Origin of the sequence: Ureibacillus sp. FSL K6-0165 (genome assembly GCF_038004285.1) — a bacterium.
Taxonomy (GTDB): domain Bacteria; phylum Bacillota; class Bacilli; order Bacillales_A; family Planococcaceae; genus Ureibacillus; species Ureibacillus thermosphaericus.
The window spans coordinates 2,450,575-2,466,155 of the sequence record NZ_JBBOQS010000001.1; the positions used below are offsets into that span (position 1 = coordinate 2,450,575).

Genomic DNA, 15,581 nt, shown 5'->3' on the forward strand with positions numbered 1-15,581 from the left:
TATTTGAACAATTAAATTAAAGAAAAGATATGCAACTATAAACAATACTACATATGGAATAAGTGCTAAAAGAAAAAGCATAAAATTTTGCACTTTCTATATAATCAACTTCTATTGGTTTGTTAATATTTCGCCACAAAAAAGTGGCACAAACGATTACACTCGCCTATGCCACTATTGTTCCATTCATTATTTCTGTACCCTTAACCGCGCATATCGTTTCTTCAATTCTTTAAATAACTCATCTAACTGCACAAAACATGCGTATTGTCCGGGTCTTCCTTTGATGAATTGAAAACGCTCCATCCCATTCAATGGCATTGCCTCATATTCTTCAGAGAGCAAGAACTGTTGAACTTGCGATTCTGAAGTTTTGACAATCAACTCCTCAAACAAATCAATGCCTTGCTCCATTAAACTTTGAGCTTTTTTTCCATTGCGTTCGTCATGCGCATCAAAAATTTCTTTTGATAACTTTTCCCAAGCTTCAAAATAAGGCTCGATTTGTTCCTTTTGTATAGCATCTTTCCTTACCCGTATCATTGTTTAACCAACCCTTTTTTCAACCGTTTTTGCCCTTCGCGACATAAGTCAAGCAATGGACATTGATGGCACTGAGGGTTTTGTGCCTTGCAATGGTAACGGCCAAAGAAAATTAATTGATGATGGGTTTTGGACCATCTTTCTTTAGGTGTTTTTTTCATTAGCGTTTCTTCTACTTCTAACACGCTGTCCTTCCATCGACAAAGCCCAAGCCGTTTTGTTACTCTTTCTACATGGGTATCTACCGCGAAAGCCGGAATTCCAAAAGCCACTGACATCACAACATTCGCTGTCTTTCTTCCAACTCCAGGTAATGAAGTTAACTCTTCTCTCGTTTTTGGAATTTCTCCATTAAATTCTTTTATAAGTTTTTCACACAACTTTTGAATATTTTTTGCTTTATTGCGATAAAGCCCAATGGAACGAATATCTTGCTGCAACTCCTCCAATGGTACCGATAAATAATCGTCTGGTGTTTTATATTTTTGAAACAAATTTTTTGTCACTTTATTGACAAGTTGATCAGTACATTGGGCAGATAGAAGAGTTGCGATTGTTAGTTCAAATGCATTGCTGTGTACAAGCTCACAGTGGGCATCTGGGAACATTTCGTCGATTACTTCTAAACAATGCTCCCACTGTTTTTTTGTCAACATTCTATCTCCCCTATTCTCTTTCATCTAACCAATTGTAAAATGGTACTTTTTTTCGATTTTCTGTTGTACTTTGATTCGGAGGGGCGGAAGGTGAATTATGTTTTGCAAATTGCTCCCGCTGCTTTTCAATTTGCTGGATTGTTCGAATATTTTTCTTTTTCCATTCAAATAAAATACGGTCAATGTAACGGAAAGACAATTTTCCAGCTAGCACTGCTTCCTTCAAAGCTTCTCGTATAATTTTTGGAGGGTGATGATCCTGATCTAACCATAAAGAAATCGTTTCAAGCTCAATCGGTGATAGTAAACGACCAAATTCCTGTTCAAAAAGGGAGAATAATTCCCCTTCCTCATTTTTCTTTTGGAATTCTTCTTGCTTCATGGATTGTGCTTCCATTAAATCTATTATTCTATCCCATAGAGGGAACATAGAATATTTCTCATAAATTTTGCCGCTTGAGTCGATTCCTTGAGTGATTTCGATAAAGCCTTTTTGAAGCAATCGTTGTAACTTCGCAGTAATCTCATTTTCCGTAAAATGCATTCTGTCCGCTAATGCACTTGGGGGAGGAAAATCAATGTTGTCGGAATGGAATGCAATAAGTTGCAGTAATAGCAATGCTTCATCATCAGAAATCCCCAATCTTTTGTAATATCGGAAAAATAGTTCTGGGATGCTTACATTTTTTTGCTCTATCCAGTTACGGAGTCGATAATTTTGTTCCTTCATATGCTTGACTCCTTTCATTATGAAGTAAGCGTCCGTAATATACGGACGCTACGTATCGCGAAACTGCTTATTCTTGCCATTTATCTTTTACAAATCGATCGATTCGTTCAATGGCTTCTTCAATTAAGTTTAAAGATGTTGCGTAACTGATTCGAATTGTCGATGGCGCTCCAAAACCAGAACCTGGGATTACCGCTACGTTTGCTTCCGTTAACAACGCACTTGCAAATTCATCTACTGAAGCAAATCCAGTTTTTTGAGCTGCCTCGCTGACATCTGGCAATAAATAAAAGGCACCTTGAGGTTTCACTACTTTGAAACCAGGAATTGCACTTAATTTTGGATAAATAGTTTCTAATCGAGACTCAAAGGCTTTTCTCATTTCTTCTACAGAGTCTTGTGGTCCATTGTAAGCTTCAATCGCTGCATATTGAGATGCAGTTGTTGGATTGGAAGTTGAATGAGATGCCAAATCTGTCATCGCATTAATAATATCTGCATTACCTGCAGCATAACCGATTCTCCATCCCGTCATTGAATGGGATTTTGAAACACCATTAATAACAATCGTTTGAGCTTTCACTTCTTCGGAAATTTGTGCGATAGAGAAGTGCTCCGCTCCATTGTATAATAGTTTTTCGTAAATTTCATCTGATACAATCAGAATATTATTTTCTAATGCTATTTTCGCAATGTCTTCCAATTCTTCACGAGTATAAACCATTCCCGTAGGATTGCTTGGTGAATTGATAATAACCGCTTTTGTTTTATCCGTAATAGCATTTTTTAGCTGTTCAGCAGTAATTTTGTAGTTTTGTTCACTTGTTGCTTCAATATAAACTGGTACTCCACCAGCCAGTTTTACTTGCTCTGGATATGAAACCCAATATGGAATTGGAATAATAACTTCATCGCCTTCATTTAAAATCACTTGGAATAATGTGTAAAGAACATGCTTCGCTCCAACACCAACAATGATTTCATTAGGTTTATATTCCAATTGATTATCTCGTTTAAATTTCTCAATAATCGCTTGTTTTAAAGCAGGAAGACCTCCAGAAGGCGTATACTTTGTATACCCTTGTTGCATTGAATCAATGGCTGCATCCATGATGTTTTGTGGAGTGTTAAAATCTGGTTCACCAGCTCCAAGACCAATCACGTCAATGCCTTGCGCTTTCATTTCTTTTGCTTTTGCTGTAATTGCTAAAGTTGTAGATGGTGTTAAAGTTTTTACACGATTGGCTAATAATTCTTTCATTTGTAATCTTCTCCCCTATAAGTTCAAAATGCGTTTCCACCATTGTCCATCTTCAAACAAAATGTAGACGTAATTGAGTTTATCCGATTTGTTGATATAAGCGATTTCCCAAACAGCGCCTGGTTCCTCATAGCCTAATTTTGTATGAAGCACTTGTTTAACATTTTGTTCATCTAAAAATGATTTAGCCTCATCTTCTGTTATACCGTCTTTTAAGCTAACGATTTGTATCGATTTATCATCTAATGTAATCGGTACAAAAACAGCCTTTTCCTCACCCTTTTCATCTACTCCGAAAACGGTGACATACGGTTTATTTCCATTGTAAACATAAGCATCAGTGGCCGCTTTGATGGAATTAGATGAAATTGCTAACTCCACAGCCTGCTTCTCTATTTTTACAAATGGACTTGACGCTTTCCAGAAGACTAAAACAGATATTCCAATAGTTAATATTAACATAAAACTTGTGATAAAAATAATCCAATTTTTCATTTAAACACCTTATATTTTATGGAATAATTTTTTCTTTTTTTCAATTGTTGTCTACCTGCTTTCCTTCCTCACCTTTGTTATTATACCAATGTTGTAAGTCTTTCACCATATGTTGTAGAGGGAGTTTTTCAATTTTAATGTTAGGAAGTGCTTTTATAAATTCTTTACCATACGATTTCGTTTCAATTCGTCGATCCAGTACAATGAACACTCCTTTATCTTTTGACGAGCGAATGAGTCTCCCGAATCCTTGCTTGAATCGTAATATTGCCTCAGGTAAAGATAAATCTGTAAAAGCGTTTTGCCCTTTTTCTGTTAACATCGTTGCTTTTGCTTTAAACGTTGGCTCATCAGGGGAAGAAAAAGGTAGCCTTACTATGATGACAGCACTCAAATCTTCTCCAGGTACATCGACCCCTTCCCAAAAACTGTTCGTACCAAACAATACAGATCGATGGAATTTTTGGAATGATTTTAATAACCGCATTCGGCTACCGCTCGTAACACCTTGTGCAAATAACAAATAGTCATTTAATAATTCTGCTTCTTGAATAAGCTCAACCGTTCTCTTTAGCATATCTTGCGAAGTAAATAAAACAAAACATCGACCTTCAATCGTTTGAATAATTTGAGTTACAGCCGCTGCAACCGATTCAATATAATCCGACTGCGATACTCCTTGAATATCTGGCATATCGGATACGATATAACCTTTCGCTCCACCGTAATAGTTTTGGGGAGCTTCCAATTTAAGAATCGGGACATTGTCGGCTATTCCTAATTGTTTTGCTATAAATCGCTCATTATTCGGAATGGTCAAAGTGCCCGACGTCCATATAACACCTGCGTTTTTCCTTAAATTATTAAACAATACATCGACTGTTTCTGTTATTTCAATCGGCTTCTTGTATATGCGAAGGCTGCCTGGGATATGCCGTTTATCTATTTCAACCCAAACGGCAAATTGATTGCTTTTTACAAAAAATAGTTCATCCCATTCAGCTAATTTGATTTTTAATTCTCGAATCCAATAATCCCAACGTTCTAACAGCAGCTTATTTTTCTTTGGGAGTTCTTCAACATCTTGACGAACTTGGTTTGAAACATATTCCGCTAAATCAATCCATTTTTGCAAAGTTCTCGAAACATCTTTCAACAATGGCATATTTAATGATAAATCATTTAAAAATGCCGTCTGTTTATAATCTAATAAAGGTGGTTTTTGATTTTGTATTGAAATTGCGAGTGTTTGCATTGCGCTTTCAATACGTTCCAAAGTAGTTGCAAAAGACTTTTCTAATTGGAAAAATAGTTGTTCAGAGACTCTTCCTGTTTGTATTGCTGCTTTTCGAAAAGCTTGGAATAGACCTGAATCAGAAGAAATTCCAATCTGACCAAAAAGATATTTCCATTGAGCATAAGAAAACATAATTTGATCACGTTGAATTGCTGCTTGTACAAATTGGTGCGCTTCGTCAATTATCCATCCGTCAATCGATTGGAAAATCGGCTCAATACGCACTAAATCAGCTAGCAACATTGCATGGTTCGTTACAATAATATCTGACTCTAAGCTTTCCTTAATGGCTTTTTCAAAAAAATCAAAAGAATTTTGGTGATTGCGATTTTTTTTGCGAATTTTTTCAACGAATAATTGCCCTCCGCCGGATAGATTCAATTCGCTTAAATCACCAGTATTCGTTTTTGATAGCCATACGATAATTTGCAAAATCGTCAACGTTTCATCGTAGGAATGTCCATCTTGTTGAATGAGCTGTTCAAATAACTCTAAATCGATGTAATTTTGCATTCCTTTTAGTAGAGATACATTTACCTTTATTCCTAAAACCTTTTCAATTTTAGGAATCTCTTTATATAAGATTTGTTCAAGTAAATATGACGTATAAGTACTAATGCATATTTTCTTTCCTCGTTGCTTTGCATAGATAATTGAAGGTAACAAATATCCAAGCGTTTTCCCAATCCCTGTGGATGCTTCAATCATAATTTCTTTTTTCGCTTGATAAGTTTCCCAAATGGCATCCATCATTTGAAATTGCTCTTGGCGTTTTTCAAATTTGGGAAAGTGTTTTGAAAGAAGCTCAACTTTTTCTTCAGTAGAATTTGGGTAACTTCCCTTCAAATCTTTTTCAGCACTTTTTATCGCCTTTTTCTTTAATGCGAATTGTTGATAATAGATATAATCCGATTCGTTCTCGATCGTTTTCCGTTTTACTTGTAATGCTTGGAATAATAAATGGGAAATATTCGATTTTAATTTAAATGACTGTTTATGCAATTGTTCAATAGTTGGAATGGGAAGTGATAACATTTCTTCCCAACATTTCTTGAATAATAAAGCCGTTGCCATCGCATCATCATCCGCTCGATGTGCATTATTGAGCGGAATATTTAATTCGCTGGCAAGATCCGCTAATTTATAGCCTAATGCCATAGGAAACAGTATTTTAGATAGTTCAACAGTGTCAATTTTCTTCCCTTTCCATCTCGGCAATCCCGCACGTTCAAATTCCGATTGCAAAAAAGATAAATCAAAGTCGGCATTATGAGCTACAAAAACTGCATCCTGCAATATTTCATATATTTCTTCTGCATATGATTCGAATGGTAATGCGTCCTTGACGTCTTGGTCTGAAATATTTGTTAGATCTTGTATAAATAAAGGAATCGTTCTTCCTGGATGGATAAAGGTAGTGAAAGTTTTTTCCACTTCCCAATTTTTCATAATGACCATCGCAATTTGAATCATTCGATCTCCTTCTTTAGGAGAATGACCGGTCGTTTCTAAATCGACAATGACATATTTTTGATTTTCCATTTGAATCTCAACTCACATTTACATATGTTTATAATTTATAAGCGAATTTTATCATAACATAAGAATGCATGGTCTTGTTTTACAACATTCATCGAAATTCATATTTTACGAATGCTTATCGTTAATTTGGCTAATTCGCTTCGGATTTTGAGTATTTTCGAATAAAAATATATCTTAATTTTGATGGCACTTATTTGCCACATAAAAAAAGCGAAAAGGATATGAAACCTTTTCACTAAGTTAATGTTTTTAAATATGGATTCCTTTCCAAAATACTGTTCTTGCTGCATCTCCAATAAGCTCGCTTTTTGTAGGATGCGGGAAAATGATTTTAGCTAAATCTTCTGCTGTTCCACCAGCCACTTTTACTGCAAGCATAGAATTAAGAATTTCCGTCGCACCATCTCCTACAACGCATGCTCCTAAAATGCTATTGTCCTTTTTGCTTGAAATAAATTTAATGAATCCATCTGCATTTCCTTCCATCAATGCTTTCGGATTTGTTTTAAATGGTAATTTTGTAACAATGACTTCGTCTGCACTTACTTCATTTTCCAATGCCCCAAATGTCGCGATTTCAGGAGTTGAATAGACGCAACGTGGAATGGTAGATAAATCAATCGGTTCTGGTTTATTTCCTAAAATTGCTTCAATGGCATGAATTCCTTCTGCGCTCGCTGCATGTGCCAATTGATGACCTCCGATGATATCGCCAATTGCATATACATGTGGCATATTTGTTTCATAATATTCGTTAACTTTAATGTAACGGCCGTTCATTTCTAACCCAAGTGCTTCTGCAATTTCTACATTTGGTCTTCTACCTGTTGCAAATAATAAATTTTCATATGTATAAACCCCTCTTGAAGTCACAATTTCATTTCCACGAATTTCTTCAAATTCAAAATCGAGTACAAGTTCCACTCCTAACTCATGCAACTTTTTCCGTATAATTGGTCGTGCATCGGGTTCTTCTGTCTGCAAAATGTCACGGCTATGATTTAAAATCGTCACTTTTGTGCCCAATGGTGCTAAGCTAAAAGCCATCTCAATTGAAATCACACCACCACCAATGATTGTGAGTTGCTTTGGCAGCTCTTTCATATTGAAAATCGTATCAGTTGTGTAATATGTTGCTGTCTCTAACCCTTTAAATGGAGGTACGAATGGTTTACTTCCTGTCGCTAAAATAATGTCTTTCGCCTCAAACTCTTCTCCGTTTACTTTAACAACTAAATCTTTTGTTACTTCAGCTTTTCCAGAGTAATAAGTAATCGTATTATTACCAATATAACGATGAATATCTTCTAGTAATTGCTGAATCAAGTCTTCTTTCCGTTGCATTAGTTTTGGAAAATCGATTTCAATGTTATTAGTCGAAATCCCCCACTGTTCTCCTAGCTTCATTTTTTGAATGAGTTTCGAATGTTCAATCATGATTTTGGACGGAATGCACCCAAGATTAAAACATGCTCCTCCCACTTTACCTTTTTCTACTAAAGCTACGTTTAATCCGCTTCGAGCCGCATAAATTGCTGCAACATAGCCTCCTGCACCTGCTCCAATAATGGCAACGTCGTATTTCTTCATTTTCATCACCTCTTTAACAAAAATATCACCTAAAAAATTGTAAATCAATGTAAATGAAGGAATTTTTCTTATGCAAAACAGCAATTTTGGAATAGTTGCAATTTCATTATGTTATTTGCCATTTTCAGAAAAATATTCTTCATTTTAAATAAAAATAAAAAAGAGCAAATAGGATATGTCGTTCCAATTTGCTCTCTTTTCTACAAGATTACAGTACAGTAGCTTCAGGTTCGTAGTGAATAATTTCTTTAATTTTATTTCCTTCATCCATAATTGCCACAGTAGGCTTATGTTCCGAAAGTTTTTCTTGCTCTACATAAGCATATGAAATAATAATTACAATATCCCCTTTTTGAACGAGGCGAGCAGCAGCTCCATTCACACAAATAACGCCGCTACCACGTTTACCTGGAATAATGTATGTTTCAAAACGAGCACCGTTATTGTTATTTACCACTTGCACTTTTTCGTTTGGAAGCATGCCTACTGCATCTAAAATATCGGCATCGATTGTAATAGAACCGACATAATTTAAATCGGCTTCTGTTACTTGTGCACGATGAATTTTTGCGTTCATCATTTCTCTAAACATTCTCTGTATCCCCTTTATTCGTAAACATAATATTGTCTATTAGTCTAGTTTTTCCAATAAATACTGCTGCTGCAAGTAAATATTGCTTCGTGCTGTCATCGATTGGTTTTAAATCTGGATAAGCTAACAATTCAATATAATCGATACGCCCTGTTGTTGTGTTCTTTAAGATATAGTCTTTTGCAACGCCAATAGCTTTTTCTGCATCTTTGGAAGATAAAAATTCCTCTTTCGCAAGCTGCAGTCCTCGATAAATTGCCGGAGCTTCCTTGCGCTCATTTTCAGACAAATACACATTTCGAGAAGATTTCGCAAGTCCGTCTTCTTCTCGAATAATTGGCACTGTACGAATTTCTAATGGGAAATTAAAATCTCTAACAAGAGTAGAAATAATGGCAGCTTGTTGTGCATCCTTTTGGCCGAAATAAGCTCTTGTCGGTTCTGCTAAATGGAATAACTTTGTAACTACTTGCAACACACCATCAAAGTGCCCTGGCCTTGATGCACCACAAAGAATCGTTGCTTGTCTGCCTGCATGAATTCGAATACCGCCATCAGTTGGATACATTTCATCAACTGATGGAGCAAACACAACATCTACTCCTACCGATTCGGCAATTTTTTGATCTCGTTCTAAATCTCTTGGATAAGTTTCATAGTCTTCATTCGGTCCGAATTGAGTAGGATTCACAAAAATACTCATGATGATAAAATCGTTTTCTTCTCTTGCCGCTTTCGCCAACGCCATATGACCTTCATGAAGATAGCCCATCGTTGGTACAAGACCGATTGTTTTTCCTTCTGCTTTTACCTTTCTTACAATCTCTTTTAGTTCGGCTATTGTTGTGACGACTTCCATCGGTTTATTTGCCTCCATAAATTGAAAATAATACTTCATCTTTCATGTTGAAGCAATGTTCAGGAGCTGGGAACGAGCCATCTTTTACACTCTTTGTATACCCTTCAATCCCCTTCTGAATGTGTTCCCCAACATTTGCAAATTCCTTCGCAAATTTCGGAATATGGTGATTTCCATATCTTAATAAGTCATGGAATACTAGTACTTGTCCATCTGCTTCAGGACCAGCACCAATGCCGATTGTTGGAATAACTAGTTTATTGGATACAATTTCTGTTAATTGATGAGGAATACATTCCAATACTAGAGCCATGGCTCCTGCTTCTTGGCAACGAAGAGCATCTTCAATTAAGTTTTTAGCTTGTTCTGCCGTCTTCCCTTGGACTTTATATCCGCCTAGAACCCCAACCGATTGAGGTGTCAAACCTAAATGAGCTACAACAGGAATTCCAGCTTGAACTAATTTTTTTATCACATATAACACTTCACCGGCACCTTCTAATTTCAGTGCATCTGCTCCTGTTTCCTGCATCATGCGAACTGCTGTTTTTAACGCTTCATTCGGATCACCATGGTAGGAACCGAAAGGCATATCCACCACTAAAAATGTGTCTTTAGCTCCTCGACGAACCGCCTTTGCATGATGAATCATATCTTCCACAGTTACTTGCACTGTAGAATCGTAGCCTAAAACAACCATCCCTAACGAGTCGCCGACAAGAATCATATCGACTTCTGCTTCTTCTGCATATTTTGCAGCAGGATAGTCGTAAGCAGTAACCATGACGATTTTCTCACGATTCTGCTTCATCTTTAAAAAATCGCTCGTTGTTTTCATATTGTTTCCTCCTTATTAAATTCGGAGGAAGAAAACAAAAAAATATCCTTCTTCCAAAAATGGACAGAAGGATAGTATTTGTTCGGATGTTTCGAACTTGTTTTCTTCCGTCCCTGTCTTACTAGATCAAGGCAGATTCCATTTATCAAGTTGCGTACAGGTACAGTTCGTTACGATACTGCCCATCGAACTACACAACTTTATTAAAAAGATACAGAAAAAAGCCTAGTTTGTAAAGCGTTGAATGAAATATAAGACAGGGCGTTTGAAATAGCTATCGATTTTGAATCTCAATATCTGCAGAATAAACTTTCTTTATTTGACTGTTATCCAATAATATTTCCAGTACGCCTTCATCAGTAATTCCGATTGCTTTTCCTTCAATAACTTCCCTAATCGTTGATGCTCTAATTCGTTTTCCAATTGTACAAGAATGCTCTACCCACAATTGCTTAATGGACTTAAAACCATTTTCGATATACTCATCTGTATATCGTTCTAAATATGATAGAATCTCCGCAACAAGTTGTGCACGGTCCACTTTTTGCTTTTCCTCTATGGCAACTGATGTTGCAATCTCTTTCAGTTCATCTGGAAAATCAGTCTGTTCATGATTGGCGTTGATGCCAATTCCAATTAACAAACCGTCCACCCGATCCATTTCTGCTAGCATTTCCGTTAATATCCCAACGCATTTTTTTCCATTAATTAAAATATCATTTGGCCATTTAATTTCTGGTGTAAAGTTAGTATATAAAGATTTCATTGCCATTACGATGCTAACCGCAGCGATTAATGTAAATTGAGGCGCTTGGTGAGGGAGAAGATCTGGACGAACAATAACTGTCATCCAAATCCCTTTCCCTTTTGCAGAATACCATGTTCTTTGCATTCTTCCTTTTCCACCAGTTTGTTCTTCAGCAATGATGATCGTGCCGTCTTTCGCACCATCTCTTGCCAACTGGTGAGCCAGCCTTTGTGTCGAATCTATTTCTTCAAAATAATGAATCGTGTGGCCAAAGCGTTTCGTTTTTAAATAGGATGAAATTTTAGCAGCATCTACACGATCAGGTACAGCAATTAATTTATACCCTTTTTTCTTAATCGTAATAAATTCATATCCCTCTTCTTGCAGATTTTGTAAATGTTTCCAAATTGCTGTACGAGAAATTCCTAAATCATCTGCCAATTGTTGCCCCGAAATTGGCTCATCTTTTGCTTCTAAAAAACGTTTAATGATTTTGTCTTTCATCGATAAATTCATTGTGGAACCATTCCTTTAAGTGTTCTTCATCATTTTTTACTCTGCCTGATAATACTGCATATAACGCTTTGTTTAATGCTTCTTTCAACCAAGGACCGCCCTTTAAACCTGACCATTCCATTAAGAGGTTGCCATTCAGTGCAAATTGTTCCATTGATTGAATTGGTAAATGTTCTTTCACCTTCGCAATATGCTCTTTTGCAAATGGAACATTTTTTCCTTGCCAAATTGCAAAATCATAAGCTGTTTCTAAAATAATTAAATCATTTAAAAAATAATCATATTCATCCCAACGTTTTAAGAGGCTGTCATACGCTTGAATCACTTTTTTCGTAAAGTTTTTTTGTTTATTGGATAATTTATAAAAATCAATAATATTCTCCATATCATTACGGTTTAGCAAACAGAGGTATGCCCATCCAACTTCCTCTTGCTTTGTGTGAAATTCCTTCCAAACCTCTAAATTCTCTCTAAAGTTGCCAGGTAAGTAAAGGGCTAAATCACTGTCGACTAGAGCTTTAACACCGAAATATACATAATCTGCTACCCACATTTTTGAGAATTCCATATGAATTCGTTCACGGGCAATAAATTCAATTAAATCACAATCTTTTTGGATGGCTTTCATCGTTGATTCATCTATATCAAAGCCTAATTGTGCAGCAAAACGTACTGCTCGAAGCATTCGAAGAGCATCTTCTCGAAATCGGGAATTGGCATCTCCAACTGCTCGAATTATACGATTCTCAATATCTTCTTTCCCACCAAATAGGTCGATAATGGTACCATCCTTTGTATAAGCCATGGCATTAATCGTAAAATCACGCCGTTCTAAATCTTTTGGCAAATCTCGTACAAATGTGACTTCTTCCGGTCGGCGAAAATCTGTATAGGTTCCGTCTGTACGATAAGTTGTTACTTCAATCGGTTTCCCTTCGTCTAAAACAACCACCGTGCCATGCTCAATTCCTACATCAACTGTATTGGAAAATATTTTTTTAATTTCCATCGGTAGTGCACTTGTTGCCACATCGACATCATGTATTTCTCGTTGCAGCAAATGGTCGCGTACTGCACCGCCAACAATGACGGCTTCAAATCCAGCTTTTTCAATTTTATCAATGACGCGCAATGCGACATCCCAATCTTTTACCTGTTTCATACTTTTAATGCCGCCAATCGATAATATAATTCTTCGTATTGATCGATAATAGGTTCTTCGTGGAATTTTGTTTGAACCGTTTGTATTGCGTTTAGTTTAAATTCCTCATGTTTATTTTCATCTGTTAACAATTCAATCGCATATGCAGCCGCTTGTTGCACATCACCTAACTCAACAACATAGCCGTTGACACCATGCTCAATTACTTCCGGTATTCCTCCAACGTTCGTTCCAATACCCGGAACACCGCATGCCATTGCTTCCAATAGCACTAAACCAAACGATTCTTTTTCAGACAATAATAATTTTAAATCGCTAATAGAAAATAATTCTTCCACATTTTCTTGTTTTCCTAAAAATAAAATATCGTCTTTATATGGAGATTCTTTCACCTGAACCATCACTCGGTGTTTTTCAGGACCATCTCCAACGAGCAGTAATTTTGCTGGAAGCTGTTTTCGAATTTCGATGAATGTTTCAACAATGTCTGGCAAGTTTTTAATCTTTCTGAAGTTTGAACAATGAATGATGACCTTTTCATCATCACGAATACCATATTGCTGTTTTAACAGAGTAGCTTTTTCTATTGGTTTAAATACGGATTCATCCACAAAATTATATATCGTTTCGATTTCTTTATTCGTACCAATAATATCATAGGTTTGTTGTTTTAATGCGTTGGATACTGCTGTGACTATGTCGGATTTTTCAATTCCATATCTGATGGCTTGGGAGAGTGTGGAATCTTGGCCTAATACAGAAATATCTGTTCCGTGTAACGTTGTGACAATTCCAATATTTTCTCCACACATATCGCGGGCAAGGACTGCACACACTGCATGCGGTATCGCATAATGAACATGCAATACATCTAATTTTTCATCTAAAATGACATCGGCCATTTTACTTGCCAAAGCGATATCATACGGAGGATATTGAAAAACGGAATAATTATTTACTTCTACTTCGTGGAAAAAGACATTCGGGTAAATTTTCTTTAACCGAAAAGGAACACTAGAAGTGATAAAATGGATTTCATGACCACGCTCAGCAAGTTTTTTACCAAGCTCTGTCGCTAACACTCCTGAGCCACCCACAGTAGGGTAACATGTAATACCTATCTTTAATTTTCTCACCGACACACGTCCTTTCAATTTATGCGTATTCATTATATTCACTAATTTATACCAACATAACGAAAAGACTAAACTGTTAAACTGAACAATGGCATTCAAATAAGGGAAATCAACAGTAAAGCCACTGTTTAATTAAATTTTCTTTCTTGAATGAGTCTCCAATCAACGAAACCTTTTTGTAGCCCTTTTAATAAGATTTCTGCCGTTCCCATATTCGTTGCAAGCGGAACGTGATAAACATCACATAAACGCACGAGGGCTGTAACGTCTGGTTCATGAGGTTGCGCAGTTAATGGATCGCGGAAGAAAAATACCATATCCATATCGTTGTTTGCAATCATCGCTCCAATCTGTTGATCGCCCCCTAATGGTCCTGATCGGAAACACGTAACCTCTAATCCAACTTCTTCAATGATGCGGCGACCTGTTGTTCCTGTAGCATATAATTCATGTTGCTGTAATATTTCTTTATATGCAATGGCAAACTCGACAAGACTATCTTTTTTACGATCATGGGCAATTAATGCAATTTTCATATTCACTCATTCCAATCTTCCCGATTTATAAAATATTTTCCATTCCATAAACTAATTTGTCTAGTTCCATGACTTTTTCGACACAATACACAATGCCATCCATAAAGGATTCTCGGTTAAAGGAATCATGACGAATGGTTAATAATTGACCTTTTCCGCCAAAAATTACCTCTTGGTGAGCGACTAATCCAGGAAGGCGAACAGAGTGAATACGCATCCCTTCAAAATCTGCTCCTCTTGCACCTTTCATCGTTTCCTCTTCTATTGGATGTCCTTGTTTTTGCGCTTCTCTAACTTCTGCAATCATTTGAGCGGTTTTCTTTGCTGTACCAGAAGGAGCATCTAATTTGCGATCATGATGTAATTCGATAATTTCAACGTTAGGCAAATATTTTGCCGCTTCTTTTGCAAACTTCATCATTAACACAGCACCAATGGCAAAATTCGGTGCAATAATACAACCCGTTTTTTGTTCTACGGCAAGCTGAATTAATTCCTCTAGTTGTTCGTCTGTAAATCCTGTAGTTCCAACAACTGGACGAACGTTATGTAAAAGAGATACCTTTACATGGTCATACACTGCTTGAGGGCTTGTTAAATCAATTAATACATCAGGTTTTGTTTCTTCAATTAATTGTTTTAAATTCAAATAAATCGGTACATCTAAATCGGGTGGGAACATTTCAAGTTCCGCAAGACTTTCTCCAACATGTTTGTAATCAAGAGCTGCTACTAACTCCATTCCTTCTTGATTGACAACAGTGTTGACAGCTTCCTTCCCCATTTTCCCTCTGCAACCTGCGATTGCTACTCTTATTGTCATTGGCATTCGTCCTTTCATATCATCAATGTTTATTTCTTCTTATAAGGTTTCAAATGGTACTTCTATTCCACTACTTGCTAATGTCTTTACTCCTATTTTACTCGAATGTTTGCATCCAACAAAAAAATTAAGTCGAATATTGTTATTATTAAAAGTTTATTATATTATCATATCACTCTTTCTTAACAATCGTAATGAAAAGGGCTTTAGTTGTCAAAAGTAGAAAAATAAAACATAATTAAAATGCAGTCTTGCCA

The 15,581-nt window shown here is 36.4% G+C and carries 15 protein-coding genes; all 15 read right to left on the reverse strand.

Features of this window, described 5'->3' with window-relative positions; all coding sequences use genetic code 11:
* Nucleotides 1-189: 189 nt before the first annotated feature.
* Nucleotides 190-543, reverse strand: coding sequence for a YpoC family protein (locus NST00_RS12070; RefSeq protein ID WP_016836993.1), 354 nt, complete (start codon nucleotides 541-543; stop codon nucleotides 190-192).
* The gene (gene nth, locus NST00_RS12075; protein ID WP_016836992.1) at nucleotides 540-1,199 is read right to left on the reverse strand and encodes an endonuclease III; all 660 of its coding nucleotides are present in this window, start codon (nucleotides 1,197-1,199) and stop codon (nucleotides 540-542) included. Before nth ends, NST00_RS12070 begins: the two co-directional genes overlap by 4 nt.
* Nucleotides 1,200-1,209: 10 nt before the next feature.
* Complete coding sequence (locus tag NST00_RS12080; RefSeq protein WP_340710021.1) at nucleotides 1,210-1,929, reverse strand: DnaD domain-containing protein; 720 nt, start codon at nucleotides 1,927-1,929, stop codon at nucleotides 1,210-1,212.
* Between the two features lie 67 nt (nucleotides 1,930-1,996).
* The gene (locus NST00_RS12085) at nucleotides 1,997-3,190 is read right to left on the reverse strand and encodes a pyridoxal phosphate-dependent aminotransferase (protein ID WP_016836990.1); all 1,194 of its coding nucleotides are present in this window, start codon (nucleotides 3,188-3,190) and stop codon (nucleotides 1,997-1,999) included.
* A 15-nt stretch (nucleotides 3,191-3,205) separates the two neighbouring features.
* Nucleotides 3,206-3,685, reverse strand: coding sequence for a cell wall elongation regulator TseB-like domain-containing protein (locus NST00_RS12090; protein WP_016836989.1), 480 nt, complete (start codon nucleotides 3,683-3,685; stop codon nucleotides 3,206-3,208).
* 40 nt (nucleotides 3,686-3,725) lie between these two features.
* Entirely contained in the window at nucleotides 3,726-6,524 is a 2,799-nt protein-coding gene (gene dinG / locus NST00_RS12095) for an ATP-dependent DNA helicase DinG (RefSeq protein ID WP_340710022.1), read from the reverse strand.
* Between the two features lie 249 nt (nucleotides 6,525-6,773).
* Nucleotides 6,774-8,114 carry a dihydrolipoyl dehydrogenase gene (gene lpdA / locus NST00_RS12100; protein WP_340710023.1) on the reverse strand — a complete coding sequence of 447 codons (1,341 nt, stop codon included), beginning with the start codon at nucleotides 8,112-8,114 and terminating at the stop codon, nucleotides 6,774-6,776.
* Nucleotides 8,115-8,322: 208 nt separating this feature from the next.
* Nucleotides 8,323-8,706 carry an aspartate 1-decarboxylase gene (gene panD / locus NST00_RS12105; RefSeq protein WP_016836986.1) on the reverse strand — a complete coding sequence of 128 codons (384 nt, stop codon included), beginning with the start codon at nucleotides 8,704-8,706 and terminating at the stop codon, nucleotides 8,323-8,325.
* Entirely contained in the window at nucleotides 8,699-9,565 is an 867-nt protein-coding gene (panC, locus tag NST00_RS12110; RefSeq protein ID WP_339288712.1) for a pantoate--beta-alanine ligase, read from the reverse strand. Before panC ends, panD begins: the two co-directional genes overlap by 8 nt.
* A gap of 4 nt (nucleotides 9,566-9,569) precedes the next feature.
* Nucleotides 9,570-10,403, reverse strand: a complete 834-nt coding sequence (gene panB, locus NST00_RS12115; protein WP_339288714.1) for a 3-methyl-2-oxobutanoate hydroxymethyltransferase — start codon at nucleotides 10,401-10,403, stop codon at nucleotides 9,570-9,572.
* A 274-nt stretch (nucleotides 10,404-10,677) separates the two neighbouring features.
* Nucleotides 10,678-11,667 (reverse strand): biotin--[acetyl-CoA-carboxylase] ligase, encoded by a 990-nt coding sequence (locus NST00_RS12120; protein WP_340710024.1) that lies wholly within the window; start codon nucleotides 11,665-11,667, stop codon nucleotides 10,678-10,680.
* On the reverse strand, nucleotides 11,636-12,829 hold the full coding sequence (locus NST00_RS12125) for a CCA tRNA nucleotidyltransferase (RefSeq protein WP_340704134.1): 1,194 nt from the start codon (nucleotides 12,827-12,829) through the stop codon (nucleotides 11,636-11,638). Before NST00_RS12125 ends, NST00_RS12120 begins: the two co-directional genes overlap by 32 nt.
* Nucleotides 12,826-13,965 (reverse strand): N-acetyl-alpha-D-glucosaminyl L-malate synthase BshA, encoded by a 1,140-nt coding sequence (bshA, locus tag NST00_RS12130; RefSeq protein ID WP_096550830.1) that lies wholly within the window; start codon nucleotides 13,963-13,965, stop codon nucleotides 12,826-12,828. The genes NST00_RS12125 and bshA overlap by 4 nt, the downstream gene beginning before the upstream one ends.
* A 128-nt stretch (nucleotides 13,966-14,093) precedes the next feature.
* Complete coding sequence (locus NST00_RS12135; RefSeq protein ID WP_026018954.1) at nucleotides 14,094-14,501, reverse strand: methylglyoxal synthase; 408 nt, start codon at nucleotides 14,499-14,501, stop codon at nucleotides 14,094-14,096.
* 25 nt (nucleotides 14,502-14,526) lie between these two features.
* Nucleotides 14,527-15,324 (reverse strand): 4-hydroxy-tetrahydrodipicolinate reductase, encoded by a 798-nt coding sequence (gene dapB / locus NST00_RS12140; protein WP_340710025.1) that lies wholly within the window; start codon nucleotides 15,322-15,324, stop codon nucleotides 14,527-14,529.
* Nucleotides 15,325-15,581: the final 257 nt, after the last annotated feature.

Excerpts from the sequence above, each read along its gene's own strand:
- dapB (WP_340710025.1), bottom strand. The coding sequence starts at position 15,324 with ATGACAATAAGAGTAGCAATCGCAGGTTGCAGAGGGAAAATGGGGAAG.
- NST00_RS12085 (WP_016836990.1), bottom strand. The coding sequence starts at position 3,190 with ATGAAAGAATTATTAGCCAATCGTGTAAAAACTTTAACACCATCTACA.
- panB (WP_339288714.1), bottom strand. The coding sequence starts at position 10,403 with ATGAAAACAACGAGCGATTTTTTAAAGATGAAGCAGAATCGTGAGAAA.
- nth (WP_016836992.1), bottom strand. The coding sequence starts at position 1,199 with ATGTTGACAAAAAAACAGTGGGAGCATTGTTTAGAAGTAATCGACGAA.
- NST00_RS12070 (WP_016836993.1), bottom strand. The coding sequence starts at position 543 with ATGATACGGGTAAGGAAAGATGCTATACAAAAGGAACAAATCGAGCCT.
- NST00_RS12125 (WP_340704134.1), bottom strand. The coding sequence starts at position 12,829 with ATGAAACAGGTAAAAGATTGGGATGTCGCATTGCGCGTCATTGATAAA.
- dinG (WP_340710022.1), bottom strand. The coding sequence starts at position 6,524 with ATGGAAAATCAAAAATATGTCATTGTCGATTTAGAAACGACCGGTCAT.
- NST00_RS12080 (WP_340710021.1), bottom strand. The coding sequence starts at position 1,929 with ATGAAGGAACAAAATTATCGACTCCGTAACTGGATAGAGCAAAAAAAT.
- panC (WP_339288712.1), bottom strand. The coding sequence starts at position 9,565 with ATGGAAGTCGTCACAACAATAGCCGAACTAAAAGAGATTGTAAGAAAG.
- NST00_RS12090 (WP_016836989.1), bottom strand. The coding sequence starts at position 3,685 with ATGAAAAATTGGATTATTTTTATCACAAGTTTTATGTTAATATTAACT.
- panD (WP_016836986.1), bottom strand. The coding sequence starts at position 8,706 with ATGTTTAGAGAAATGATGAACGCAAAAATTCATCGTGCACAAGTAACA.
- NST00_RS12120 (WP_340710024.1), bottom strand. The coding sequence starts at position 11,667 with ATGAATTTATCGATGAAAGACAAAATCATTAAACGTTTTTTAGAAGCA.
- lpdA (WP_340710023.1), bottom strand. The coding sequence starts at position 8,114 with ATGAAGAAATACGACGTTGCCATTATTGGAGCAGGTGCAGGAGGCTAT.
- NST00_RS12135 (WP_026018954.1), bottom strand. The coding sequence starts at position 14,501 with ATGAAAATTGCATTAATTGCCCATGATCGTAAAAAAGATAGTCTTGTC.